19 protein-coding genes and 2 pseudogenes are annotated in these 23,456 nt (G+C 71.1%); 10 read left to right on the plus strand and 11 right to left on the minus strand.

Annotated elements, in window-relative coordinates; genetic code table 11:
* Positions 1–298 precede the first annotated feature (298 nt).
* The 5 genes and pseudogenes from OHT52_RS27980 to OHT52_RS27995 all read right to left on the minus strand — a co-directional run bounded on the left by OHT52_RS27980 (position 299) and on the right by OHT52_RS27995 (position 6,748).
* The gene (locus tag OHT52_RS27980; RefSeq protein ID WP_328722946.1) at positions 299–1,036 is read right to left on the minus strand and encodes a TetR/AcrR family transcriptional regulator; all 738 of its coding nucleotides are present in this window, start codon (positions 1,034–1,036) and stop codon (positions 299–301) included.
* Between the two features lie 659 nt (positions 1,037–1,695).
* Positions 1,696–2,413 (minus strand): annotated as a pseudogene (locus OHT52_RS27985) (GTPase); the annotation flags it as partial.
* Between the two features lie 164 nt (positions 2,414–2,577).
* Positions 2,578–2,691 (minus strand): annotated as a pseudogene (locus OHT52_RS31565) (methylmalonyl Co-A mutase-associated GTPase MeaB); the annotation flags it as partial.
* A gap of 5 nt (positions 2,692–2,696) precedes the next feature.
* Positions 2,697–4,889, minus strand: coding sequence for a methylmalonyl-CoA mutase (gene scpA / locus OHT52_RS27990; protein WP_443046680.1), 2,193 nt, complete (start codon positions 4,887–4,889; stop codon positions 2,697–2,699).
* Positions 4,886–6,748, minus strand: a complete 1,863-nt coding sequence (locus OHT52_RS27995; protein ID WP_328722947.1) for a methylmalonyl-CoA mutase family protein — start codon at positions 6,746–6,748, stop codon at positions 4,886–4,888. Before OHT52_RS27995 ends, scpA begins: the two co-directional genes overlap by 4 nt.
* A 339-nt stretch (positions 6,749–7,087) precedes the next feature.
* Between OHT52_RS27995 and OHT52_RS28000 the strand changes: the two genes are divergently transcribed.
* The 7 genes from OHT52_RS28000 (at position 7,088) to OHT52_RS28030 (ending at position 13,465) form a co-directional block, all read left to right on the plus strand.
* Positions 7,088–7,933, plus strand: coding sequence for a HipA family kinase (locus OHT52_RS28000; RefSeq protein ID WP_328722948.1), 846 nt, complete (start codon positions 7,088–7,090; stop codon positions 7,931–7,933).
* A complete protein-coding gene (locus tag OHT52_RS28005; protein ID WP_328722949.1) occupies positions 7,930–8,313 on the plus strand; it encodes a DUF3037 domain-containing protein in 384 nt (127 codons plus the stop codon). The genes OHT52_RS28000 and OHT52_RS28005 overlap by 4 nt, the downstream gene beginning before the upstream one ends.
* 409 nt (positions 8,314–8,722) lie before the next feature.
* Complete coding sequence (fabG, locus tag OHT52_RS28010; RefSeq protein WP_328722950.1) at positions 8,723–9,484, plus strand: 3-oxoacyl-ACP reductase FabG; 762 nt, start codon at positions 8,723–8,725, stop codon at positions 9,482–9,484.
* 20 nt (positions 9,485–9,504) lie between these two features.
* Positions 9,505–10,260: an SDR family oxidoreductase gene (locus OHT52_RS28015; protein ID WP_328722951.1), complete on the plus strand. Its 756-nt coding sequence runs from the start codon at positions 9,505–9,507 to the stop codon at positions 10,258–10,260.
* A 115-nt stretch (positions 10,261–10,375) separates the two neighbouring features.
* Positions 10,376–11,953 (plus strand): ABC transporter substrate-binding protein, encoded by a 1,578-nt coding sequence (locus tag OHT52_RS28020; RefSeq protein ID WP_328722952.1) that lies wholly within the window; start codon positions 10,376–10,378, stop codon positions 11,951–11,953.
* A gap of 88 nt (positions 11,954–12,041) precedes the next feature.
* Positions 12,042–12,728 carry a uracil-DNA glycosylase gene (locus tag OHT52_RS28025; protein ID WP_328722953.1) on the plus strand — a complete coding sequence of 229 codons (687 nt, stop codon included), beginning with the start codon at positions 12,042–12,044 and terminating at the stop codon, positions 12,726–12,728.
* Positions 12,729–12,985: 257 nt separating this feature from the next.
* Positions 12,986–13,465 carry a hypothetical protein gene (locus OHT52_RS28030; RefSeq protein WP_328722954.1) on the plus strand — a complete coding sequence of 160 codons (480 nt, stop codon included), beginning with the start codon at positions 12,986–12,988 and terminating at the stop codon, positions 13,463–13,465.
* 182 nt (positions 13,466–13,647) lie between these two features.
* Here OHT52_RS28030 and OHT52_RS28035 read toward each other — a convergent pair whose 3' ends face one another.
* Positions 13,648–14,091, minus strand: a complete 444-nt coding sequence (locus OHT52_RS28035) for a hypothetical protein (protein WP_328722955.1) — start codon at positions 14,089–14,091, stop codon at positions 13,648–13,650.
* A gap of 279 nt (positions 14,092–14,370) precedes the next feature.
* Between OHT52_RS28035 and OHT52_RS28040 the strand changes: the two genes are divergently transcribed.
* Complete coding sequence (locus OHT52_RS28040) at positions 14,371–15,285, plus strand: Gfo/Idh/MocA family protein (RefSeq protein ID WP_328722956.1); 915 nt, start codon at positions 14,371–14,373, stop codon at positions 15,283–15,285.
* A gap of 168 nt (positions 15,286–15,453) precedes the next feature.
* Here the strand turns inward: OHT52_RS28040 and OHT52_RS28045 are convergent, their stop codons facing one another.
* Positions 15,454–15,762 carry a glycosyltransferase gene (locus OHT52_RS28045; RefSeq protein ID WP_328722957.1) on the minus strand — a complete coding sequence of 103 codons (309 nt, stop codon included), beginning with the start codon at positions 15,760–15,762 and terminating at the stop codon, positions 15,454–15,456.
* A 433-nt stretch (positions 15,763–16,195) separates the two neighbouring features.
* Between OHT52_RS28045 and OHT52_RS28050 the strand changes: the two genes are divergently transcribed.
* The gene (locus OHT52_RS28050; RefSeq protein WP_328723931.1) at positions 16,196–17,368 is read left to right on the plus strand and encodes a type III PLP-dependent enzyme; all 1,173 of its coding nucleotides are present in this window, start codon (positions 16,196–16,198) and stop codon (positions 17,366–17,368) included.
* Positions 17,365–17,922 (plus strand): GNAT family N-acetyltransferase, encoded by a 558-nt coding sequence (locus tag OHT52_RS28055; RefSeq protein WP_328722958.1) that lies wholly within the window; start codon positions 17,365–17,367, stop codon positions 17,920–17,922. The genes OHT52_RS28050 and OHT52_RS28055 overlap by 4 nt, the downstream gene beginning before the upstream one ends.
* Before the next feature lie 81 nt (positions 17,923–18,003).
* Here the strand turns inward: OHT52_RS28055 and OHT52_RS28060 are convergent, their stop codons facing one another.
* The 4 genes from OHT52_RS28060 to OHT52_RS28075 all read right to left on the minus strand — a co-directional run bounded on the left by OHT52_RS28060 (position 18,004) and on the right by OHT52_RS28075 (position 23,454).
* Complete coding sequence (locus OHT52_RS28060) at positions 18,004–19,344, minus strand: glutamine synthetase family protein (protein ID WP_328722959.1); 1,341 nt, start codon at positions 19,342–19,344, stop codon at positions 18,004–18,006.
* Between the two features lie 154 nt (positions 19,345–19,498).
* On the minus strand, positions 19,499–20,533 hold the full coding sequence (locus OHT52_RS28065) for a 3-oxoacyl-ACP synthase III family protein (protein WP_328722960.1): 1,035 nt from the start codon (positions 20,531–20,533) through the stop codon (positions 19,499–19,501).
* Between the two features lie 270 nt (positions 20,534–20,803).
* A complete protein-coding gene (locus tag OHT52_RS28070; protein WP_328722961.1) occupies positions 20,804–21,595 on the minus strand; it encodes an ABC transporter ATP-binding protein in 792 nt (263 codons plus the stop codon).
* A complete protein-coding gene (locus OHT52_RS28075; protein WP_328722962.1) occupies positions 21,592–23,454 on the minus strand; it encodes a dipeptide/oligopeptide/nickel ABC transporter permease/ATP-binding protein in 1,863 nt (620 codons plus the stop codon). The genes OHT52_RS28070 and OHT52_RS28075 overlap by 4 nt, the downstream gene beginning before the upstream one ends.
* Between the last annotated feature and the right edge of the window lie 2 nt (positions 23,455–23,456).

Consider the following 23,456-nt stretch of genomic DNA (forward strand, 5'->3'; position numbering starts at 1 on the left):
GTTGATGGCTGCGGAGGCCTGGAGCCCGGGGAGCGCCAGCTGTAGCTGTCGTCGGCATCCGCAGTCGCCCAGCGGAGCGGGACAGGGGCATCAACGGCCCGGCAGACCACCTCCCTGGCCATCTGGACCACCCTCAACAGCGTTCACGCCGAGCCCTTGCAGTACCAAGTGCGGCCTTACACGCCGGGGTCACCGAACGTCGAACCATTGGTGGACTGCCAAGCCCGGCAGAATCTCGACAACCCCCGGTCCGGTGGGGGTGTCCCCGGGGCCCTCCCGCGTGGGCGCCGGCTTCAGGTCAGCGCGAGTCTTGCCCAGGGCCCGCCGGTTCCTCACGTGGGCAAGGCCGGGTGGGCGAGAGTAGTACCTCGTCGAGTTCGTCAGCGGTGAGCGATGGTGCGGGCAGACTGGGCGCTGTGGGGTGAATGCGTAGGCCATCGAGGATCAGGGCGAGCGGACGGCGAAAGGCGCCGGGAACGGTTGTGGTGAGTGCCGGGAGAGACCGGCCCAGCACCGCCAAAGAGAAAAGCAGGTCCTCGGGAGTGATGTCCGGGCGGATCGTCCCCTGCTTCTGGCCCTCGCGGAGCAGGAAGCCGACGGTCCGGCGATGCCGTACGTGGATCAGCTCCAGGGATGTGGCATCAGGACAAGAGGCGGTCGGATGACCGGCACAACGCTCGGTCGGCAGTGCTGTGATGACTGCGTACAGGTAGTCCGTGAGACCTGTCCACGCGTTCCGGATGGCCAGAGCCCTATCGCCCGCTAAGACGACTTCGGTGAGTGTGCTGGAGAAGACCTCGTCAACGAGCGCCTTGCGGTTGGGAAAGTGGCGGTAAAGCGTGGCGTTTCCCACGCCCGCCCGCCGGGCGATCAGGTCTAACGGGGCCTGCAACCCCTTCTCGGCGAACGTCTCTCGGGCGGCCTCTATCAGCAGATCTCGGTTACGGAGCGCGTCACGTCGGCGCGGGGGAGGTGCACTTGGCCGGTCCGCCACAGGTGAGCGCAGGCAGGCCGCAGGCGGCTCGGTCCCGGTCATACCGTCCTCCCCGTCCGCAGGGTCAGGATTCGGACGGACGAGAGGAACACCGCCGTATGAAGAGACGCACCGATCGGACCGTTCCTCACGTACCGCTGAGGGACCATGTGCACGCGCCGACGGGAATGATGAGAAGGAAGAAAGCCCTCATGATGATGGCGTCCCCTCTTCCCTCCACGGCGGAGTTTGCGTCGTGGGTCCGGCCGGTCAGCACCTCTGGCCAGGGTGTAACACCTCTTGCGTGTCACGGCTGCGTGTGAGCCAGAGAGGGACCCTCGTCCGTCCAGCTCGCTGTTGCGCCGCTGCACTTTCCATAAACCCATGCCCGCAGTATGAGGTACGAGCGGCTCTGCGTCCCTTGCCGACGGCGACGTCGCGCTCTCAACCTCTGGTCGCCCGAACGCAGTTCGCCTTGGCCGGCCGCCCGCTGACGGGCATCCTGGGGCGCGACGGACAGGGGCGACCCCCTGATGGGCCTGGGTGCCGCTCGCCGGCCGCGGCGGCGCCCGGCTTTCGCCGGTTCACGGCGACCTGTGGGCGCCTCCGACGGCGTACGACCGAAGAGTCTCGCCGGCGCACCGGTCACTGCCGACAAGGCTGTCCTCGACGCTGGAACCGCTCGGCCACGGCGACGTGCCCCCCGGGATTCACCAGCACCGTCATGCGCCACCGAAGGCCGACAGGACGCGGTCCGCCGCCGAGGTGGGGGTGATCGTGCCCGCGCGGACCAAGGCTTCGAGGGCCGGACGGAGATTCCGTACGGCTGAATCCGCGCGAAGCCGCTCCAGTAGCTCGTCGCGGACCATCGACCAGGTCCTCTCAACCTGCTGGGCGGCACGTTTCGATGCCAGACGGCCGCCTGCCTCCAGCAGGGTCCGGTGTTGGCCGAGGTACTTCCAGACTTCGTCCAGGCCCTTGGATTCGCGGGTGCTGCAGGTCAGGACCGGTGGGGTCCGGGCGGCGTCGGCCGGATGCATCAGGCGCAGGGCTCTCGACAGTTCGCGCGCAGCCGATTGCCCGTCGCGTTCGTGTACGCCGTCTGCTTTGTTGACGGCGAGGGCCTCGGCGAGTTCCAGGACGCCCTTCTTGATGCCCTGCAATGGGTCACCGGTACGGGCGACGGAGAGAAGCAGGAAGGAGTCGACCATGCCGGCGACGGCGGTCTCCGGATTGGCCTATGCCCACTGTTTCGACGAGGACGACGTCATGGCCTGCGGCCTCCACCACGGTGATCGACTCGCGAGTGGCCTTTGCGACCCCGCCCAGTGTTCCGAAGGCGTCGATGAAGGTGGATTTGCCGGCGCCGGGTACCCCGCTGATGCCGATCCGGTGGGCCCGTCCGGAATGGGGAAGGAGCTCGTTCAACAGATGCTGGGCTCAGGGTTCTCCCGCAATTCGTGGTGGATCGGTGCGCGGCGTCGGATGCGGTGCGTCGCAAGGCGGAGGGGCGTCCGCATACTGGATGGAGCGGGACGTTCCGGCAACGCGGCGAGGTGCCGTAGCTGTCGTCGCGAACCCGCCAGGAATTGCGGGACAGCCCTGAGGAGGCGGTGGGCGGGCAGGGTGGACTCGACGAGGGTGATGGCGCGTGCGATGAGCGCGCGTCTCCCCTCGAGTACACCCTTGGTGTAAGTGGTGATGTCGATCGGGGGCATGGCGGCTACAGTTCGTGGCCCAGGTCCGCGGCGAGCCGCGTCACCAGGTCGCGGGCCGCGTCGGGTATCACCGTGCCGGGTGGGAACACCGCTGCGGCGCCCATCTCCAGGAGGGTGGGGACGTCTGTGGGAGGGATGACCCCGCCCACGACGATCACGATGTCCTCGCGGCCTTCCTCGGCGAGGGCTTCGCGCAGTGCCGGGACAAGGGTGAGGTGGCCGGCGGCGAGTGAGGAGACGCCGACGATGTGCACGTCGGCCTCGACGGCCTGGCGGGCGACTTCGCCCGGGGTCTGGAAGAGCGGGCCGACGTCGACGTCGAAGCCGAGGTCGGCGAAGGCGGTTGCGATGACCTTCTGGCCGCGGTCGTGGCCGTCCTGGCCCATCTTGGCGACCAGAATGCGCGGGCGCCGGCCCTCCGCCTCTTCGAACCTCTCGACGAGCGTCCGGGTGTGCTGCACGGACGGCGACTGGCCGGCTTCGTTGCGGTACACACCGGAGATCGTACGGATCTGGCCGGCGTGCCGTCCGTAGGCCTTCTCCAGGGCGGCGGAGATCTCCCCGACGGTCGCCTTCGCACGGGCCGCGTTCACCGCGAGTTCCAAGAGGTTCCCGGTGGCGGCTGCGGCGTGCGTCAAGGCACGCAGCGCGTCTTGGCAGGTGTTCTCGTCGCGTTCCTCGCGCAGGCGGCGGAGTTTCTCGATCTGCTGGGCGCGGACGGAGGAGTTGTCGACGGCGCGGACGTCGATCTTCTCGTCGGTCTCCACGCGGTATTTGTTGACGCCGATGACGGTCTGGCGTCCGGAGTCGATCCGGGCCTGGGTGCGGGCAGCGGCCTCCTCGATACGCAGTTTGGGGATGCCGGCCTCGATGGCCTGGGCCATGCCGCCTGCCTGTTCGACTTCCTGGATGTGCTGCCAGGCGCGTCGGGCGAGGTCGTACGTCAGTTTCTCCACGTACGCGGAACCGCCCCACGGGTCGATCACCCGCGTGGTGCCGGACTCCTGCTGGAGCAGCAGCTGGGTGTTGCGGGCGATACGCGCCGAGAAATCGGTGGGCAGCGCGAGCGCCTCATCGAGGGCGTTGGTGTGCAGCGACTGCGTGTGCCCCTGGGTCGCCGCCATCGCCTCCACACACGTACGCGTCACGTTGTTGAACACGTCCTGCGCGGTCAGTGACCAGCCGGAGGTCTGCGAATGGGTGCGCAGGGAGAGTGACTTGGGGTTCTTCGGGTCGAACTGCCTCACCAGCTTCGCCCACAGCAGTCGCGCGGCCCGCAGCTTGGCGATCTCCATGAAGAAGTTCATGCCGATCCCCCAGAAAAAGGACAGCCGCGGAGCGAACGCGTCGACCTCCAGGCCCGCGCCCAGCCCGGCCCGCAGGTACTCCACGCTGTCGGCCAGGGTGTAGGCCAGTTCCAAGTCGGCCGTCGCCCCCGCCTCTTGGATGTGGTACCCGGAGATCGAGATGGAGTTGTAGCGCGGCATGCGCTGTGAGGTGTAGGCGAAGATGTCGGAGATGATCCGCATCGAGGGCTTCGGTGGATAGATGTAGGTGTTGCGGACCATGAACTCCTTGAGGATGTCGTTCTGGATGGTCCCCGCCAGCTTCTCCGCCGGCACCCCCTGCTCCTCGGCGGCCACGATGTAGAGCGCGAGGACCGGCAGGACGGCCCCGTTCATCGTCATCGACACGCTCATCCGGTCGAGCGGGATGCCGTCGAAGAGCCGGCGCATGTCATAGATCGAGTCGATCGCCACCCCCGCCATGCCCACATCACCCGTCACCCGGGGGTGGTCGCTGTCGTACCCGCGGTGGGTGGGCAGATCGAAAGCGATCGACAGACCCTTTTGACCCGCTGCCAGGTTGCGCCGGTAGAAGGCGTTCGACTCCTCGGCGGTGGAGAACCCGGCGTACTGACGGATCGTCCATGGCTGATTGACGTACATCGTGGGGTATGGGCCACGCAGGAACGGGGCGACGCCGGGATACGTATCCAGGAAGTCGAGGCCCTCCAGGTCCTGACCGGTGTAGAGCGGCTTGACCGCGATGCCCTCCGGGGTCTCCCACGTCAGGTCGGCGACACCGGACCCGGTGGCCTCCTTGACCGCGCTGCGCCACCGGTCCTCGGAACCGGCCGCGGGGGTCGGCCCGTGGAGCGGGAGTTCGGAGAAATCGAGGATGCGGGGGGTGCTCAAGACGTGACTCCCATCCGGTCGAGTGCGGCGGACAGCACGGCGACGGCATCGCAGCCGGCGTAGACGTACCCGTCCACGGAAGGCTCTGCGGTGCCGGGTCCGCCTGCGAGGAACACGGTTGTGGCGCCGACCGCACGCAGGGCGGCGGATACCGCCGCGGCCTGCTCCTCGTACAGCGCGTCGCTGGAGCAGAGGACGGCCATGCCGTCGGCACCGCTCGTCAGGTAGGCCTCGGCGGCTGTCGCCGGATCCACCGGCACAGGGGCGTGGACCGTGGTGACGCCTCCCGCCTGGAACAGGTTGGAGACGAAGGTGGCGCGGCCGGTGTGCGCGGCCGGCGGGCCCAGGGCCGCCAGGAAGACGGTGGGTCGGGCGCCCGTCGCCGCCAGGTGTACGTCGCTGCGGGCGCGCAGGGCCTCGTACGCCTCGTCGCGTCGGACACGCGGCAGTCCGCCGGTGAGCGGAGCCGGCGCGGGTTCTCGTTCGACCGGCTCTTCGGAGACAAGCGGGAACTCGCTGACCCCGGTGACGGGTTCGCGTCGGGTGGCCAGCTTCCTGGAGCGCGTTGCCCAGGTGGCGGTGAGGCGATCGGCGACCAGGCCGGAGCGCAGGGCGGCGGCCTGGCCGCCCGCCTTCTCGATGGTCTGAAAGAAACCCCACGCCGCATGGGCGAGTTGGTCGGTGAGCTGCTCGACATAGTACGAGCCTCCCGCCGGATCGATCACCCGGGCCAGGTGGGACTCCTCCATGAGGATCGTGGAGGTGTTGCGGGCGATCCGGCGAGCGAACGCGTCGGGCAGGCCCAGCTCCTGGTCGAACGGGAGCACGGTGACCGAGTCCGCACCGCCCACGCCCGCCGCCACGCAGGCGACGGTGGTGCGCAGCATGTTCACCCACGGGTCGCGGCGGGTCATCATCACCGGCGAGGTAACCACGTGCTGGCGCTGGACGCCCGCCCCCGGGACCCCGCAGGCCTCGGCGACACGCGCCCACAGGCGCCGGACGGCACGTAGTTTGGCGATGGTGAGGAACTGATCGGCGGTCGCCGCGTAACGGAACTCCAGCCGGCCGAAGGCCGCTTCGGCGCTCAGGCCCGCCTCGGTGAGGGCGCGTAGGTAGGCGACCCCGGTGGCCAGCGAGAGGCCCAGCTCCTCGGCGGCGCTGCCGCCCGCCTCGTGGTACGGCAGGGCATCGACCGCCAGGGCGCGCACATGGGGCCAGGCGGCCGTCTGCGCGGCGAAAGCGGCGGCCTCCGCGAGGTCCAGTCTCTGACCGGTCCGGGCCTCGTGGCCCAGCGGGTCGGCGCCCAGCGAGGCGTGGGCGGTCTCGGGGGACACCGCGCGCTCGGTGAACAGGCGCAGCAACGTACGTGCCGCGTCCAGGTATTGGGCGCCGGCGTCCAGGGCGACGGGGACGAGGTTCAGGTAGACCCCGTCCAATGCCCGGGAGAGGCCGTCGATGGGGAGGCCGCCACGGCCCACGGTGAACCAGAGGGAGGTGACTCCGTTCTCCAGGTCGGTGAGCGCCGCCTCGTTCAGGCGCACCGGGTCGGTGCCCGCGATGAGCTGGCGCACGTCCCAGCCGTTCACGGTGGTGCCTTCCGGCCTGCCTCCGCGAACGAAGGGGGCGAAGCCGGGGAAACAGGTGTCGAAAGCTGCCCCCTCGGGCGGCGCGGTGTACAGCGGCCGGGAGGTGAGCCCGTCCTCGATCGGGGTGGACAACGCGTCTTCCGCGGCCTCGCCGGAGGCTTCCTTGCCCGACTTGCGCAGCACGCCCTCTACAAGGCGTTGCCACTGCTCATGCGTCGCGTCAGGGAACTCGGCGGCCAGGGAGAGCCCGTCATCAGGCAGGACCGTCATGGCTCGAAAGCTAGGGGTGGCCGCTAAAGCCGCTCCATAGCGCCCGATGTGCGGTCGTCACCGCCATGACTGAAGCCGGGGAGGCCGTCCTGACCTTGACGGGGCGGCTCGGGCATTCGCCCACTTCGATTACGCTGAGTTACTATGCTCGCCTCGTGTCGGAAGCCGGCAGTACGGGGCGCGGCGCCATCGACGGGCTGCTCGGGGAGTAAGGGGGCGATGTGTCGGTCGAAGCTCCACGGTTTCTCCCCCAGCGCCTCTGGCACGCTGGGTGCCCCGCTGCACTCGCAAGAGGGTTTCCGTGGATTGCAAGGTTGAAGAGATGGGTGGCTTGAGAAAGTGCTGGAAGAGGTTGTTGCGACCCGCTACGTCACGCCCCTGCGTGAGGGGGGTTCGCTCCCGGGGATCGTCGAGGCCGACGACCTCGGTACGTACGTCATGAAGTTCACCGGGGCGGGGCAGGGCCGCAAGACCCTCGTCGCGGAGGTCATCTGCGGGGAGCTGGGCCGCCGCCTCGGGCTGCGGGTACCGGAACTGGTGACCATGCAGCTCGACCCGGTCATCGGGCTCGGCGAGCCCGACCAGGAGGTGCAGGAGCTGCTCAAGGCGAGCGGCGGTCTGAACCTCGGGATGGACTACCTTCCCGGTTCGCTGGGCTTCGACCCGCTCGCCTACCACGTCGATCCGGCGGAGGCCGGGCGGATCGTCTGGTTCGACGCGCTGATCAACAACGTCGACCGGTCCTGGCGCAACCCCAACATGCTGGTCTGGCACGGCGACGTCTGGCTGATCGACCACGGCGCCACGATGATCTGGCACCACAACTGGCCGGGCGCCCAGACGTCCGCGGCCAAGCCGTACAACGCCTCCGACCACGTGCTGGCGCCCACGGGCCCGGACGTGGCGGCAGCCGCCGCAGCCCTCGCGCCGCTCGTCACCGAGGAGCTGCTCACCGAGGTGGCGGCCCAGGTGCCCGACGAGTGGCTGTCCGGCGAGCCCGGCTTCGACTCGACGGACGAACTGCGGCGCGCGTACGTGGCACCCCTGCTGGCTCGTGCCGCCACCATCCACGAGCGCGTCGTCATGGACGCCCCGGCGCCCACCGGCCCGTCCAAGGCTCCTGGCTGGCTCGCCGACCGCCTCGCCCCGAGGGCTCAGGCGACGGAGAAGGGCGAGAGCCGATGAGTGGACGCGCCGTCTTCGAGTACGCGCTGCTGCGCGTCGTCCCCCGTGTCGAGCGTGGGGAGTGCTTCAACGCGGGGGTGCTCGTCTACTGCCGGGCACACGCGTTCGTGGCCGCCCGCACCCATCTCGACGAGGGCAAGCTGAGGGCGCTCGATCCCGCCGCCGACGTCGTCGGAGTGCGGGCCGCGCTACGGGCGGTGGAGAACGTCTGCGGCGGCGGTGACGCGGCCGGCCAAGCGGCCGGTGACGACGCCGGGCGGCGGTTCCGCTGGCTGATCGCCCCCCGCTCCACGGTCGTCCAGCCGGGCCCCGTGCACACCGGCCTGACCCTGGACCCGGCGGCCGAGGTCGAGCGCCTGCTCGATCTGCTCGTCCGCTGAGGGCCCCGTACCGCACCACCCGAAGGGGCTGTCCGTGACTGTCGCGGGCGGCCCCTTCGCCGTCTCCTTCGGTGTGACACGCACCCCTGGGTGTCCCGTGCCGCTCCCGGCGAGTTCTGCCCGTCGCGGTGTCCGGCACGCGCACTCGCGGCGTTGGCCAAAAGCCCTGGTGGCTCCGGTGCAAGGGCTTTTGGCCGCCCTGCGGTCGCACGCAGCGGACACCCCTCCTCATGGGCAAACATTGCCGGGCGCGGCACCAGGCCGTTGACACCGAGTGCCAGGGCTTCTAGCGTCACCATCACAACAGTACTAAGCGCTTGCTCAGTCAGTCGGGCCGTATCCGGAGTGTCCGGTGCGGTGACTTACCGGTGTCGACGGGGCAGCGATCCAACGGCGAGGAGAACCCAGCATGTCCACCACCGAGCAGCGTGTCGCCATCGTGACGGGAGCGGCGCGAGGCATTGGGGCCGCGACCGCCGTACGCCTGGCGGCCGAGGGCCGCGCCGTGGCCGTACTCGACCTCGACGAGGCCGCCTGCAAGGAGACCGTCGAGAAGATCACCGCCGCCGGCGGCACCGCGCTCGCGGTCGGCTGCGACGTGTCGGACGCCGCGCAGGTGGAGGCCGCCGTCGCGCGTGTCGTCGCCGAACTCGGAGCTCCGACGATCCTGGTCAACAACGCGGGCGTGCTCCGCGACAACCTGCTCTTCAAGATGAGCGAGTCCGACTGGGACATCGTGATGAACGTCCACCTCAAGGGTGCGTTCCTGATGGCCAAGGCCGTCCAGAAGCACATGGTGGACGCCAAGTTCGGGCGTATCGTCTCGCTCTCCTCCTCGTCGGCGCTCGGCAACCGCGGCCAGGCCAACTACTCGGCCGTCAAGGCCGGTCTGCAGGGCTTCACCAAGACCCTCGCCATCGAGCTCGGCAAGTTCGGCATCACCGCCAACGCCGTCGCGCCCGGGTTCATCGTGACGGAGATGACCGCCCAGACCGCGGCCCGCGTCGGGATGGGTTTCGAGGAGTTCCAGGCCGCCGCCGCCACGCAGATCCCCGTCCAGCGCGTGGGCCGCCCCGACGACATCGCCAACGCCATCTCCTTCTTCACCGGCGACGACGCGGGCTTCGTCTCCGGCCAGGTGCTGTACGTCGCCGGCGGCCCGCTCAACTGACCCGAAGGACGAGGGACATCATGACTGTGCAGGACAGCGGGAAGGTCGCGCTCGTCACCGGCGCGAGCCGGGGCATCGGGTACGGCGTCGCCGAGGCGCTCGTCGCCCGCGGCGACCGGGTCTGCATCACGGGCCGCGGCGAGGAGGCGCTCAAGGAGGCCGTCGAGCGGCTGGGCTCCGACCGGGTGATCGGCGTCGCCGGGAAGGCGCACGACGAGGCGCACCAGGCGCAGGCGGTCGAGCGCACCATGGAGGCGTTCGGCCGCGTCGACTTCCTCGTCAACAATGCCGGGACGAACCCGGTGTTCGGACCCATGGCGGACCTCGACCTCGGCGTCGCGCGCAAGGTCTTCGAGACCAACGTGATCTCGGCACTCGGGTTCGCCCAGCGGACCTGGAAGGCCTGGCAGGCGCAGAACGGCGGGGCGATCGTCAACATCGCCTCGGTGGCCGGGATTTCGGCTTCCCCGTTCATCGGTGCGTACGGCATGAGCAAGGCCGCCATGGTCAACCTGACGCTTCAGCTGGCCCACGAGTTCGCGCCGGTCGTCCGGGTCAACGCGATCGCCCCGGCCGTCGTCAAGACCAGGTTCGCCGAGGCGCTCTACGAAGGCCGCGAGGCGGAGGTGATCGCCGCGTACCCCATGGCCAGGCTGGGAGTTCCCGAGGACATCGGAGGGGCGGCCGCCTTCCTCACCTCGGAGCAGGCGGGCTGGATCACCGGACAGACGCTGGTGATCGACGGGGGAATCTTCCTCAATGCCGGAGTGAGCTGAGCGGCCTGCCACGGTTCGCCCCGATTGACGCAAGTGCCCCGCCGGGCCTGGTGATTGGCCCGGTGGGGCGCTGCGGTATGGTCTGCCGACCCATGGCTGATCGAGGAGCGTGCACGTGTTCTACCGGGCCAGTCTGCAGGCTGCTGCAGCCCTAGCATCCCTGTCACTCGTCGCCGGCTGCAGCGTGTTCTCCGGCAGCAGTTCGGACGTCGACCAGCACATCTCGGTCGGGACGACCAGCTCGCCCTCGACTCTGGACCCCGCCGGAGCCTGGGACAACTCCTGGGAGCTGATGCGCAACGTCTTCCAGACCCTGGTGTCCTTCCCCACCGGCAGTACGAAGCCCGAACCCGACGCGGCGGAGTGCACCTTCACCGACTCCACGAGCATGGCCTACCGCTGCACGCTCCGGGACGGCCTGGAGTTCTCGGACGGCGAGACGCTCGACGCCGAGGCGGTCAAGTACTCCATCGACCGGATCGTGGCGATCAAGGCGAAGGGCGGCCCGCTCGGTCTGCTGGGCTCGCTCGACCGGGTGGAGACCAAGGGTGACGACCTGGTCATCTTCCACCTGAACAAGTCCGACGCCACCTTCCCCTTCGTTCTCGCCACCCCGGCCATGTCGATCGTCGCGCCGAAGCAGTACCCCAAGGACAAGCTCCGCACCGGTAATGCGGTCACCGGCTCCGGTCCGTACGTCCTCGGCCACTACGAACCCCACAAAGTCGCGGAGCTGAAGAAGAACGACAGCTACAAGGGGTTCGCGGACCGGAAGAACGACTCGGTCACCATCAGGTACTACGAGAAGTCCGACGCGATGGTCACGGCGCTGAGGGGCGACAAGATCGACGCCACCTACCGCGGCCTCACCGCCGACGAGGTGATCGGCCTCCAGGGGAGCAAGGAGGAGAACAAGGGTCTCCAGCTCGTCGAGTCCGTGGGCGCCGACATCCGCTTCCTCGTCTTCAACCCGAAGGATCCCGTCGCCGGCAAGCGGGCCGTGCGCGAGGCCGTCGCCCGCGTCGTGGACCGGGACTCCCTCGTCGCCAAGGTTTACCAGGGCACGGCCGAACCCCTCTACTCCATCGTCCCGAAGGGCATCGCCGCCCACACCACCAGCTTCTTCGACGCCTTCGGGGACCCCGACGTGAAGGAGGCGCGGGAGGTGCTCGCCGACGCCGGGATCACGGAGCCGGTCGAAATGACGTTCTGGTACACCACGGACCGCTACGGTTCCTCGACCGCACCGGAGTTCGAGGAGATCAAGCGCCAGCTGGAGAAGTCGGGACTCTTCAAGATCACTCTGAAGAGCGCGCCCTGGAGCACCTTCCAGGAAGGCTTCAACAAGGGCGACTACGCGGTCTTCGGCCGCGGCTGGTTCCCCGACTTCCCGGACCCCGACAACTTCATCGCGCCCTTCGTCGGCAAGGAGAGCGCCACCGGGGGCATGTACGTCAACAAGAAGATCACCGAGGAGATCCTGCCCGCCTCGCGCCAGGAGAGCGACCGCGGCGCGGTCAGCAAGCAGTTCGCCGAGGCCCAGCAGATCATGGTGCAGGACATCCCGCTGCTGCCGCTCTGGCAGGGCAAGCTCTACATCGCGGCCGGCGAGGACATCGGCGGCGGCGAGCGCGCCCTCGACCCGCAGACCGTCATGCAGATGTGGGAGCTGTACCGCAAGGCCAGCTGGTAATCGGGGTGAACGGGGGACACCGGCCCGCTGTCAGAGGGGCCGGGTAGGTTCTCTGTCAAGAACCGAATGCTCTCTGGAGGCTGTCCACGTGACCGACACCGACCTGCTGCTGCCCGAGTCCTGGCGCGGCGTCCTCGGCGACGAAATGCAGAAGCCGTACGTGAAGGAGCTTGCGGACTTCGTCGAGGAGGAGCGGGCCAAGGGGCCGGTGTACCCGCCGCGCGACCAGGTCTTCGCAGCTCTGGACGCCACTCCTTTCGACCGGGTGAAGGTGCTCGTTCTCGGCCAGGACCCGTACCACGGCGAGGGGCAGGGCCACGGGCTGTGCTTCTCCGTGCGGCCCGGCGTCAGGACGCCCCCCTCGCTGCGCAACATCTACAAGGAGATGCAGGAGGAGCTCGGCCTCCCCGTCCCGGACAACGGTTACCTCATGCCGTGGGCCGAGCAGGGCGTCCTGCTGCTCAACGCGGTCCTCACCGTGCGCGCCGGCGAGGCCAACTCGCACAAGGGCAAGGGCTGGGAGAAGATCACCGACGCGGTGATCCGAGCCGTGGCCGAGCGCCCCGAACCGGCCGTGTTCGTCCTCTGGGGCAACTACGCACAGAAGAAGCTCCCGCTCATCGACGAATCGCGCCACGTGGTCGTGAAGGGCGCACACCCCTCGCCGCTCTCCGCGAAGAGGTTCTTCGGGTCGCGGCCCTTCACCCAGATCAACGAAGCCGTGGCCGCCCAGGGCCACGCCCCCATCGACTGGCGCATCCCCGACATCGGCTGATCCCGGACGGGCGGGGCGCCCGGTCCACGCGGAGGGGGGACCAGAGGGGGCGCGGCCCGCGGGGCCGGTGGGCCGTCCTGCCGCGCCTGAGCGTGATCGCCCACCGGTGCGGCTAGGGTCTGTCCCGTCACCGGAGCCGGGTCCGGCACGCCACGGCGGAAGGTTCCGGGGCCCGCGCCCGCCCCGTCCCGCACCCGTGCAGGGCCCGCTCCCGCACCGCGGCCCCCGTTGCCGCACACCCGATGAGGGAGGCCGCAGTGGCGGAGCAGCAGCAGTCGGCGACGGACGCCGTCAGCACCCGGATCGGCCAGGCGGTCATGCTCCTGCACGGTGGGGACCGCGAAGAGGCCCGTAACCGCTTCGCGGACCTCTGGTCCGAGCTGGGTGAGGACGCCGGCCCGGTCCACCGCTGCACCTTGGCGCACTACATGGCCGACACCCAGGACGATCCCGGTGACGAACTGACCTGGGACCTGCGCGCGTGGAACGCGGCGGCCGAAGGGCTGACCGGCGAACGGCCCGCCGCTCGCCAGGACCTCCTCGCCCTGCACGCCTTCTCCCCGGCGCTGCACCTGGGCCTTGCCGCGGACTACCTCAAGCTCCATCGCCCCGAGGCCGCCCGCCACCATCTGGACCGCGCCCGGAAGGCGGCGGACGCGCTCCCCGACGGAGGCCGCGGCAACGGCGTCAGGACCGCCATCGACCGGCTGGCCGCGCGGCTCCGCGAGGAACGCTGAGCAAAGCACCCACCCAGCTGAGCAAAGCACCCCCCACGCGCACCTACCGGCTCTCCGGCGCTCCCGGCCGCGCTCCCGGCCGCGCTCCCGGCCGCGCTCCCGGCCGCGCTCCCGGCCGCGCTCCCGGCCGGGACGACCGGCTTTCCCGGCCGCCGTACGCCTGCTCCGCCGGAGGGGCCGTCTCAGTGGCCGTACGCCTGATCGCAGATCTTGGACTGCGGGCTCGTGGCGGACCACCCCCCGATACCGCGTCCGAGCGCGCAGACGCCCTTGCCGGACGCCGGAACACGAGGCAGGCCGGACACCGTCAGGGTCGGGAGCGTGACGGGCGGGCGCGGCGGTGGGTAGGCCGCCGGCGGAGCGCCGCCCGGCGGCTCCACGCGCGGCCCGGACGCGGAAGCCGGGTCCGGGTACGCCGGGGCGGACGCGGACGGGGAGGTCTCCGGCAGGGCGTCCAGCGCCTCACGGGCGGGCGGCTGGCCGATCTGCGGCTCCACCTCCTGGACGGGGCGGTTCGGCGCCGGCGGCGGAGCCCCCGGCCCGCCGGGGTTGACCGTCACACAGCCGGACACGGTGGCGACCGCCACGCCCACGAGGACCGCCACGGTCATTCTGGTTCGTTGCACCCGGTAACTCTGCGGGTGAGCAGGGCGTTGCGGGAGTCCGTACGCGCCGAATGCCCCGCACGAGTGACCCGGTCAGCGCGCTGCGAACGGCGCCCGTTCGTACGGCGAAACGATCATCACGGGTGAACGGACGGCTCGTTCGCGCCGGTGCGTGCCCGGTGCGTGCCGTCGGCGCGTTCGAGGTCCCGCCGTCCTTCCGTCCGTCCGGCCGGTCGTCGCCGTCGCGCCCGTATGCTGCCGGGATCAAGGACGCGCGTACGGCAAGGTGAGGGAGTATTCGTGAAGGTCGGCTGCATCGGACTCGGGGACATCGCGCAGAAGGCCTATCTGCCCGTGCTCACCGCTCTGCCCGGGATCGAACTGCACCTCCAGACCAGGACCCCCGCCACCCTGGACACCGTCGCCGCCGCGCACCGGATCCCCGCCGCGCGGTGCCACACCACCCTGGACTCGCTGCTGGAGCAGGGGCTCGACGCCGCGTTCGTCCATGCTCCGACGACCGTCCACCCGGAGATCACCGCTCGGCTGCTGGAAGCCGGTGTCCCGACCTACGTCGACAAGCCGCTCGCGTACGAACTCGCCGACTCCACCCGGCTGGTGGAGCTCGCCGAGGAACGCCGCACCAGTCTCGCGGTGGGCTTCAACCGGCGTCTGGCCCCCGGCTACGCGCAGTGCGCCGACCACCCGCGCGAGCTGATCCTGCTGCAGAAGAACCGGGTGGGACTGCCCGAGGAGCCCCGGACGATGGTGCTCGACGACTTCATCCACGTCGTGGACACGCTGCGCTTTCTGGCCCCCGGCCCCGTCGACCGGGTGTCGGTACGGGCCAGGATCGAGGACGGGCTGATGCACCACGTCGTCCTCGAACTGTCCGGCGACGGCTTCACCGCCATCGGCATGATGAACCGCCGGGGCGGCTCCACCGAGGAGATCCTCGAAGTCTCGGGCCAGGACAGCAAGCGGCAGGTCCTCAACCTCGCGGAGGTCATCGACCACAAGGACCGGCCCAGCCTGCGCAGGCGCGGCGACTGGGTGTCCGTCGCCCGCCAGCGCGGCATCGAGAGCTGTGTGACCTCGTTCCTCGACGCCGTACGCACCGGCGTGACGCTCAGCGCGCGTGACGCGCTCGCCACCCACGAACTGTGCGAGCGCGTGGTGCTGGAGGCGCTGGAACAAGCCTCGTACGGCCGCTGACGGCGAGGGCGTCCGAGGTGCTCCGCCGGTCCCACGGCGCGGCGAACGTGACCACGCGAGGACCCGGCGGGCCGAGGAGTGGCGCACCCTCCCGTCCCGGCCGGCTCCGGCGGCTCAGGCCGTCCGCGTGGGCCCGGCGTCCGCGTGGGCCCGGCCCACCCCGGGGCCTCAGACGGGGACGACGGCCCCTTCTCGCATCCAGCCCCGGCCGTCCGCCGCCGCGTCGGTGGTGACCAGGACGTAGCCGTACTCGTTGTAGGAGGCGCCCTCGCAGGTCGACGCTCCGACTATGTCGCCGGCGTACTTGGTCTTGACGACGACACTGTTCGGGTTGGGGTTCTCGTACACTCCGGCGGTCGGCCAGACGACCTTGTACTGACAGCCTGCCGCGGCGGTGGCCCCCGGGGCGGTGGCGACCGCTCCGGCCAGGACGAGCGCGGTGGCCAGGACGGTGGTGGCGGAACGGGTCATGCCCATGATCGGGGACTCTCCTCAACGGACGACAGTGTGTCAGGCACATGATCATAGAGCGGTGTCGCGTCACGACACCGCCTCGGGAGGTGCCCGTCAGCTCCTCTCCCGGTGTCGCGGATTCCCGGATTCCCTGGCGGCCGGTGCGGGCCGAGCCGTCAGCGGCGCACGGAGCCGGACGGGCCGAAAACCGGCTCGCGTGTCATAACCCGCCTCCGGACTCCCTCGTTGCCTCTCATGGGTGCCGGAACGATCAAGGCACCGATCATCCAGTCTGATGGGGAGTTCACGCGTGAGGCCTCAGGCCACCGACACGTATCAGATCACCGGCCAGCGCCGTCCGGCCGACCGCGACAGAACCGGCCGGCGCGTCCTGGCGGCGCCGGCCGCCCCGCGGACGTCCGCCCCGTCCTTCCTCGGCCGGCACGACGACTCCGCCCTGCGCGCCGCACTCGCCGCCGCGACCGAGGACACCATCGTCTACGACCTGACGGGCATCGGGCGCCAGTACGCCGCCCTCCGCGCCGAACTGCCCGACGCCGAAGTCCGGTTCGCCATGAAGGCGTGCCCGGTGGACGAGGTGCTCGGTCATCTCGCCCGGCTTGGTTCCGGCTTCGACGCGGCCGGCCCGCAGGAGATCGTCCAGGCGTTGCGCACCGGGGTGGCCCCCGGCCTGATCCACTACGGCAACACCGTCAAGTCCGACCGCAACATCGCCGACGCCTACCGGCTGGGCGTGCGCGACTTCGCCACCGACAGTCGGGAGGACGTGGCCGCGATCGCCGAACACGCCCCGGGGTCAGCCGTGTTCTGCCGTCTCGCGACGACCGGTGACGGCGCGTTGTGGGGCTTGAGCCACAAGTTCGGCTGTTCCCCCGAAGACGCCCTGCGGGTGCTCCTCGACGCCCGGGACGCCGGGCTCGTGCCCTCCGGCCTGTCGGTGCACGTCGGCTCGCAGCAGATGACGCCCGAGGCCTGGGGCGAGGCGATCGGGACAATCGCCGCCACGCTGGAGGCGCTCCACCGGCACGGCGTCGTCCCGGAACGGATCAACCTCGGCGGTGGACTGCCCGCTCTCGGCGTCCTCGACCGGCACGGCCGGCCGCTGGAGCCGCCGCTGGACAAGATGTTCACGGTGATCCGCGAGGGCATGGAACGGCTGCGCGCCATCAACCCCGCACCGCTCTCCTTCTTACTGGAACCCGGCCGCCACCTGGTCGCCGACCACGGCGCGATCCGCGCCCATGCCGCCCGGCTCACCTCCCGCCACCGGGCCGACGGCACGCGTGAGGACTGGCTCTACCTCAGCTGCGGGAAGTTCAACGGCCTGTACGAGATGGACCAGTTGAGGTACCGGCTGGAGTTCCCGACCCGCCCCGGTGAGCCGCTCGTCGACGCCGTGGTGGCCGGTCCGACATGCGACAGCGACGACGCGTACGCCCAGCAGGGCGGCTCGGTACGGGTCCCGCGCACCATCGCCTCCGGCGACCCCGTCTGGGTCCACTCCTGCGGCGCGTACGCCGTCGCCTACACCACCCAGGGATTCAACGGCTTCGCCCCGTTGCCGTACACCTGCGTCGGCGGCCCGGCTCCGGACGGAGAGAGCGCATGACGCAGACCCGTGTCCGGCTGCTCCTGGAGGACGACTGGGACGAGGTGGTCGCGCTGGAGGAACACGCCTACGCGGCGAGTGGCCTGTCGGAGGGGAGGGAAGCACTGCGCTCCCGGCACCGCGCCTCGCCCTCGACCTGCTTCGTGGCGGAGCACGCGGGCCGCTTCGGCGGCTACCTGCTCGCCCTGCCGTACCCGCTTTTCCGCTGCCCCGACCTGAGCCTGACCGAGATGGGCGCGGCCTGGGACGGCGTCGTGGGGGACAACCTGCACCTTCACGACGTCGTGATCGCCGAGCCGGTGCGCCGCAGGGGTCTGGCCCACCGGATGCTGCGGCAGCTGGAGGAGACCGGGCGTGCGCGTCGCTACCGGACGCTCTCCCTGGCCGCCGTCGGCGGTTCACGGGCGCTCTGGGCCGCGTGGGGCTTTCGCGCCCGGCCCGGGATCGGGCTGCCCGCGAGCTACGGCGCCGAGGCGGTCTACATGACGAAGCCGCTGGAAGCCGCCGCCACCGGTCCGGACGGCACCCGGTCTTCCACGGCGGGAGCGGGCTGAGCGCGGCTGTACGACGACGTCCGCCGTCCCCGCCCGGCGGCGGGGACGGCGGCGGGCGGGGACAGCGGACGTGACGCTCCGTCAGTACCGCCAGCGAACGGCTTCGACGACGTCCGCGTCCGAGTGCCCCGCGAACAGCTCCGCCTCCGCCCGCCGGACGGCCAGTACGGCCTCGTACAGCTCGGGGCCGAGCGCCTGCCGCAACAGGGCGGACTTCTCGAACGCGTCGGCCGCCTCCGGCAGGCTCGCCGGAAGACGTTCGGCGCTCGCGAGGGCGGCGGGGTCGCTCCGGGTCTCGGGAGGCAGCGGCATACCGGCGTCGAGCCCGGCGAGCCCGGCGGCCAGCACCCCGCCGACCGCCAGATACGGATTGGCGGCGGCGTCGAAGCACTTGACCTCGGCGTTGGCCTGCCCGGCGGCCGAGCCGGTGATCAGACGCAGCGCCGCCTCGCGGTTCTCCAGGCCCCAGCAGCGGTACGCCCCGGCGAAGTGGGAGGGGACCAGGCGCAGATAGGAGGCGACGCCGGGCGCACCGAGGGCGAGCAGGGCGGGAAGCTCGGCCAGCACCCCCGAGAGGAACTGCTCGGCCTCGGGGTGCAGCCCGTGACGGCCGGGTCCGCCGTGGGCGAGGTTCTGGCCCTGCCGCCAGAGGCTGAGGTGGAGGTGGCCGCCGTTGCCGATCGCGCCCTCGGTGAAGACGGGCGCGTACGAGACCCGCAGCCCGTGCCGGGCGGAGACGGCCCGGACGGTGTGGCGTACCAGCATCGTGGTGTCGGCCGCCTCGACAGGCCCCTCGGCGGCGACGGAGACCTCGAACTGCCCCGCTGCGTACTCGGGGTGGAGCTGCAGCACGGTCAGGCCCTGCGCGGTGAGGGCGCGAAGCACCTCCCGCAGGTAGTCGGAGCGCTCGACGAAGCGGGTCATCCCGTACCCGGGCCCGGACGCCGCGGGGTCTCCGGCGGCGTCGGCCACCACCCACTCGATCTCGATCCCGGCCAGCACCGAAAACCCGCGGCGCTCCACGTCCTCGGTGGCCCGGCGGGCGAAGCCGCGCTGGCAGCCGGGGTGCGGAGCGCCGTCCTGGGTGTAACGGTCGGCCGGAGCCCAGGCCCAGCCGGGCTGGGCTGCGAGCGGGGTCAGCCGGTCGAGGTCGGGGACGAGCCGGAGGTCGCCCATCGGGCCGGCACTCGAAGCCGTGGTGGTGAAGGAGTCGTCCACCAGGGCGAGGTCGAAGCAGGGAACCGCCCCGACACCGTGCTCGGCGGCGTGTTCGAGCTGGGCGAGCGGGACGGACTTCACCCGGGTGAGCCCGGCGTTGTCGACCCAGCCGAACACCACCCCGTCGATTCCTTCGGCGGCGAGCCGGACTTCGGCCGCCCGGGCCTGAGCGGCCCGTTCGGCCCGTGAGTACGTGGTGGTCATGCCGTCCATGCTGGCGTTCGCGGCAGTACGATCTCCAGCTGCCGAGCGGGAGTTCACTCGTCCGTGAAAGCGGGAGCGGTGAGGTGACGACACCTCGCCCGGGGCTGACGGATCTCCACCAACCCCCGGCATGCACAGTGGCGTTGCGGGTCGGTCAGGCGTGCCGGAGACAGAGGCTTCCCCACTGGAAGCCCGCGCCGATGCCGGACAGCACGTAGGTGTCTCCCGGGAGCAGGGAGCCTTCGGCGACGGCGGTGTGGAGTGCGGTGAACACACCGGCCGATCCGGTGTTGCCCAGCCGGTCGATGGTGACGGGGGCGCGCTCGCGGGGGACACCCAGGACCGCCATGGTCTCGTTGAGAATGTTCAGGTTGGCCTGGTGCAGGAAGAAGTGCCGCACCTGGTCGACCGGCACGCCGGCGCGGTGGGCGGCGCTGGTGATGCTCTCGGGCAGACGTGTGGTCGCGGCGTCCCAGACGGCGCGGCCGTCCATGGACAGGTAGTGGTCTCCGGCGGCGACGGTGGCGGTGCTGGTGGGCACCCGGGAGCCTCCGGCGGGGATCTGGACGGCGTAGGACAGCTGGGAACCCAGGTCGTAGGAGAGCAGACCGGCCCCGGGGGTGTCGGTGCGGGTGAGCACGACAGCCGTCGCGGCGTCGCCGAAGAAGACACCGGTGGTGCGGTCGGTGGGATCGGTGACCCTGGACGCGCAGTCGGCCGCGAGCAGCAGGACGGTGGTGATGGAGGGGTTCTGCAGGAGGTGGGCCGCGATCAGCATGGCCTGGATGCCGGACGCGCAGGCGGCGGTCGTGACGTCCAGGGAGAGCGCGCGGTGGGCGCCGAGGGCGTCCTTGACGATGAGCGCGGTCGACAACAGCGGCTGGTCCCACGTGTAGGTGGCGACGATGACCGCGTCCAGCCGGGCGGGCTCGATACCGGCGGCTTCCAGAGCCGGGTGGGCGGCGGCGACGCACATGTCGGAGGTCGCCAGGTGCGGGGCCAGACGGCGGCGTTCGCGGATTCCGGTGCGGCTGACGATCCACTCGTCGCTGGTGTCCAGGGAGCGGGTGAGCTCCTGGTTGGTGACGACCGCCGGCGGCAGGTGGATTCCCGTCCCGGCGACGGCGAACGGTACGGACAGGCCCGTGCCGGTCTGGTGGAAGAGATTCTGGTCCAGGGCGACGGTCATCGCAGGTCGCTCCGCTCGGGGGCCGTCGGTGCTTCTCGGAGCATTTCCATCGTCCTTTTCGTTCTCTGTCGGTTCGTCATCGGCCCGGACGAGCGGGCGCCGCGTCGAAAGCCGCCGCATCGTCTCACGGTGATCGGCTCATCGGATCAAGCATTAATTCGATAGCGTGATGAAGTGAATGACCGCTTGACGGTCCATTCCTGGGAATGCGTGTCGTGCTCCGCGTGCGGGAATCCGGTGGCGACGGCGTCGGCGTCGGGCGGCCGAGGGTCATGACGACCTCTGTTCGGGCAGAGACGTACGCAGGGACGGCACGGAGCCGAGCAGCGCCCGGGTGTAGGGGTGGCTCGGTGCGCGCAGGATCGCCCCGGTGGGAGCGACTTCGACGATCCGGCCGTGCCGCATGACCGCCACGGAGTCCGAGACGTGGCAGACCGCCGGCAGGTTGTGGCCGATGAACAGCATGGAGAGCCCGAGCCTCCGCTGGAGCTCACGGATCGTGTTGAGGACGGCGGCCTGCACCGAGACGTCGAGCGCCGAGGTGATCTCGTCGGCGATCAGCAGGCCGGGCTCCACGGACAGCGACCGGGCCAGGGCGACCCGCTGGCGCTGGCCGCCGGACAACTGCCGGGGCAGACGATCGGCGAGCCCGGGATCCAGACCGACCAGGCCGAGCAGCTCGGTGACGCGCTCGGCGCGGGCGGCCCGGTCGAGCCGGCGGAAGACCGTGGCGGCCTCGACGAGTGTCTGGCGCGCCGTCATCCGGGGATCGAGCGCGGTGTCCGGGTCCTGGAGGACGACCTGCACCGTGCGGGCGAGCCGCCGCCGGTCGCTGACGGTACGGGTGCGGACCTCGCGGCCGTCGATCAGGACCCGGCCACCGTGCACGGGAACGAGGCCGACGATCGCCCCGGCCAGGCTGGACTTCCCCGAGCCGGACTCGCCCACGAGACCGAGTGTGGTGCCGGACGGGATATCCAGGGACACACCGTCCACCGCGGGTCGGGAGTCACGCGGGCCGGGGTGGCGGACGGTGAGGCCGATCACCTGAAGCGTGGTCATGACGCGCGCACCGCCTCGGGGGCCGCCACCGGCACTGGATACCAGCAGGCGACCCGGTGACCGGCGTCCACGTCCTCCAGCGGCGGAGCCTGTCCGGCGCAGCGGTCCTGGCGGCGGGGGCAACGGGGCTCGAACGGACACCCCGCCAGGGGTGCGAGCGGATCGGGCGGCGCGCCCTCGACCGTGGGCAGCGGCCGGCCCCGGTCGGCGCCGAGGTCCGGTACCGAGGCGACCAGGGCCCGGGTGTACGGGTGCCGGGCCCCGTCGGCGAGGCGGCCGACGGGCAGGGCCTCGACGACCGTGCCGGCGTACATCACCAGGACCCGCTCGCAGAACTCGCCCACGAGCGCGACGTCGTGGCTGATGAACAGGATCGCCGCGGAGGTGTCCCGGCGCAGGTCGGTGAGCAGCTCGGTGATCTGACGCTGCACGGTGACGTCGAGTGCCGTGGTCGGCTCGTCGGCGATGACCAGCCCCGGCCGCACCATCAGCCCCGAGGCGATCATCACCCGCTGGCGCTGCCCGCCGGAGAGCTGGTGCGGACGTGAACGCAGCAGCGCAGGGGGCAGGGCCACCCGGCGCAGGGCGTCGGCGGCCTCCTTCGCCGCCCGCGCTCGGCTCGCGCCCCGGTGGGCCCGGACGGCCTCGGTGAGCTGGGTGGCGATGCGCAGGGACGGGTTGAGCGCCGAGGCCGGATTCTGGAAGATCATCGACAGGCCCGTCGCGAGGTGCCGGTCCCGCTCCTTCGGCGTCAGGACGGAGAGGTCCGCCCCGAGCAGGCGCAGCGTGCGCCTCGACGTCCGGGCGCCGTACGGGAGCAGGTCGGCGACGGCGAGGGCGGTGAGCGACTTGCCCGACCCCGACTCACCGACGAGCCCGACGATCTCGCCCGGACGCAGCGAGAGGGACACCCCGCGCACCGGCCGGATCGGGCCGCCCGGGGTGGGGAGTTCGACGGTGAGGTCCTCGACCTGAAGGACCAGCCCGTCCTCGGCGGGGCCGCTCGGAGCGGGCACCGGCGCGGGTTCGCGCGGCAGCTGTCCGCGTCGCGCGGCGTGTCCGGCCAGGACCTCTCCGAGCAGCTGGAAGGTCAGGGCCGCGTAGAGGATGGCCAGTCCCGGGGCGAGGGCGGGCACCGGCTCGGCGTAGATCCGGTCGAGACCCTGGCTGAGCAGTTGCCCCCAGTCGTAGCCGGGCGGCTGGACGCCCAGGCCGAGGAAGCTCAGCCCGGAGAGCGCGACCAGGGCGGTGCCTCCCGCCGTGGTGACGCTCAGGAGCAGCGGCTCCGCGATGTTGGGCAGGACGTGCCGCCACAGCAGGCGGTGCCGGCGCAGGCCGAGGACCCTGGCCGCGGCCAGGTGGTCGCTGCCCGCGACGCCCGCGGCGAGGGTCTGGGCGAGCCGGGCGAATCCGGGGACGGCCGCCGCCGCGAGGGCCAGCACCGCCCCGGTGGCGCCCGCGCCGAACACGACCGCGAGGAACATCGCGACGAGGAGTGCCGGGAAGGCGAGCAGCAGGTTGATCACCCCACCGGTCAGCCGGCGCCCGCGCCGGCCGAGGACGGCGGTGCACGCCCCGAGGAGGACTCCCGCGGTCGCGCCGAGCAGGACGGCACCCAGTGCGAGCAGCAGCGAGGGGCGGGTGGCCGTCAGGACGCGGGCGAGCAGGTCCCGTCCGAGGCCGTCGGTGCCGAACGGGTGGACGGCGGACGGGCCCTGGAGCACGGCCGAGGGGTCCGGACGTTCGGCTGCCGCGCCCCAGATCAGCGGGCCCACCAGCGCGAACGCGACGAGCGAGGCCAGCATGAGTGCGGTGGCCAGAGCCAGGGGAGAGCGGGGAAGCCGGGAGGAAGGGCTCATGG

The organism is Streptomyces sp. NBC_00247 (genome assembly GCF_036188265.1).
GTDB lineage: Bacteria > Actinomycetota > Actinomycetes > Streptomycetales > Streptomycetaceae > Streptomyces.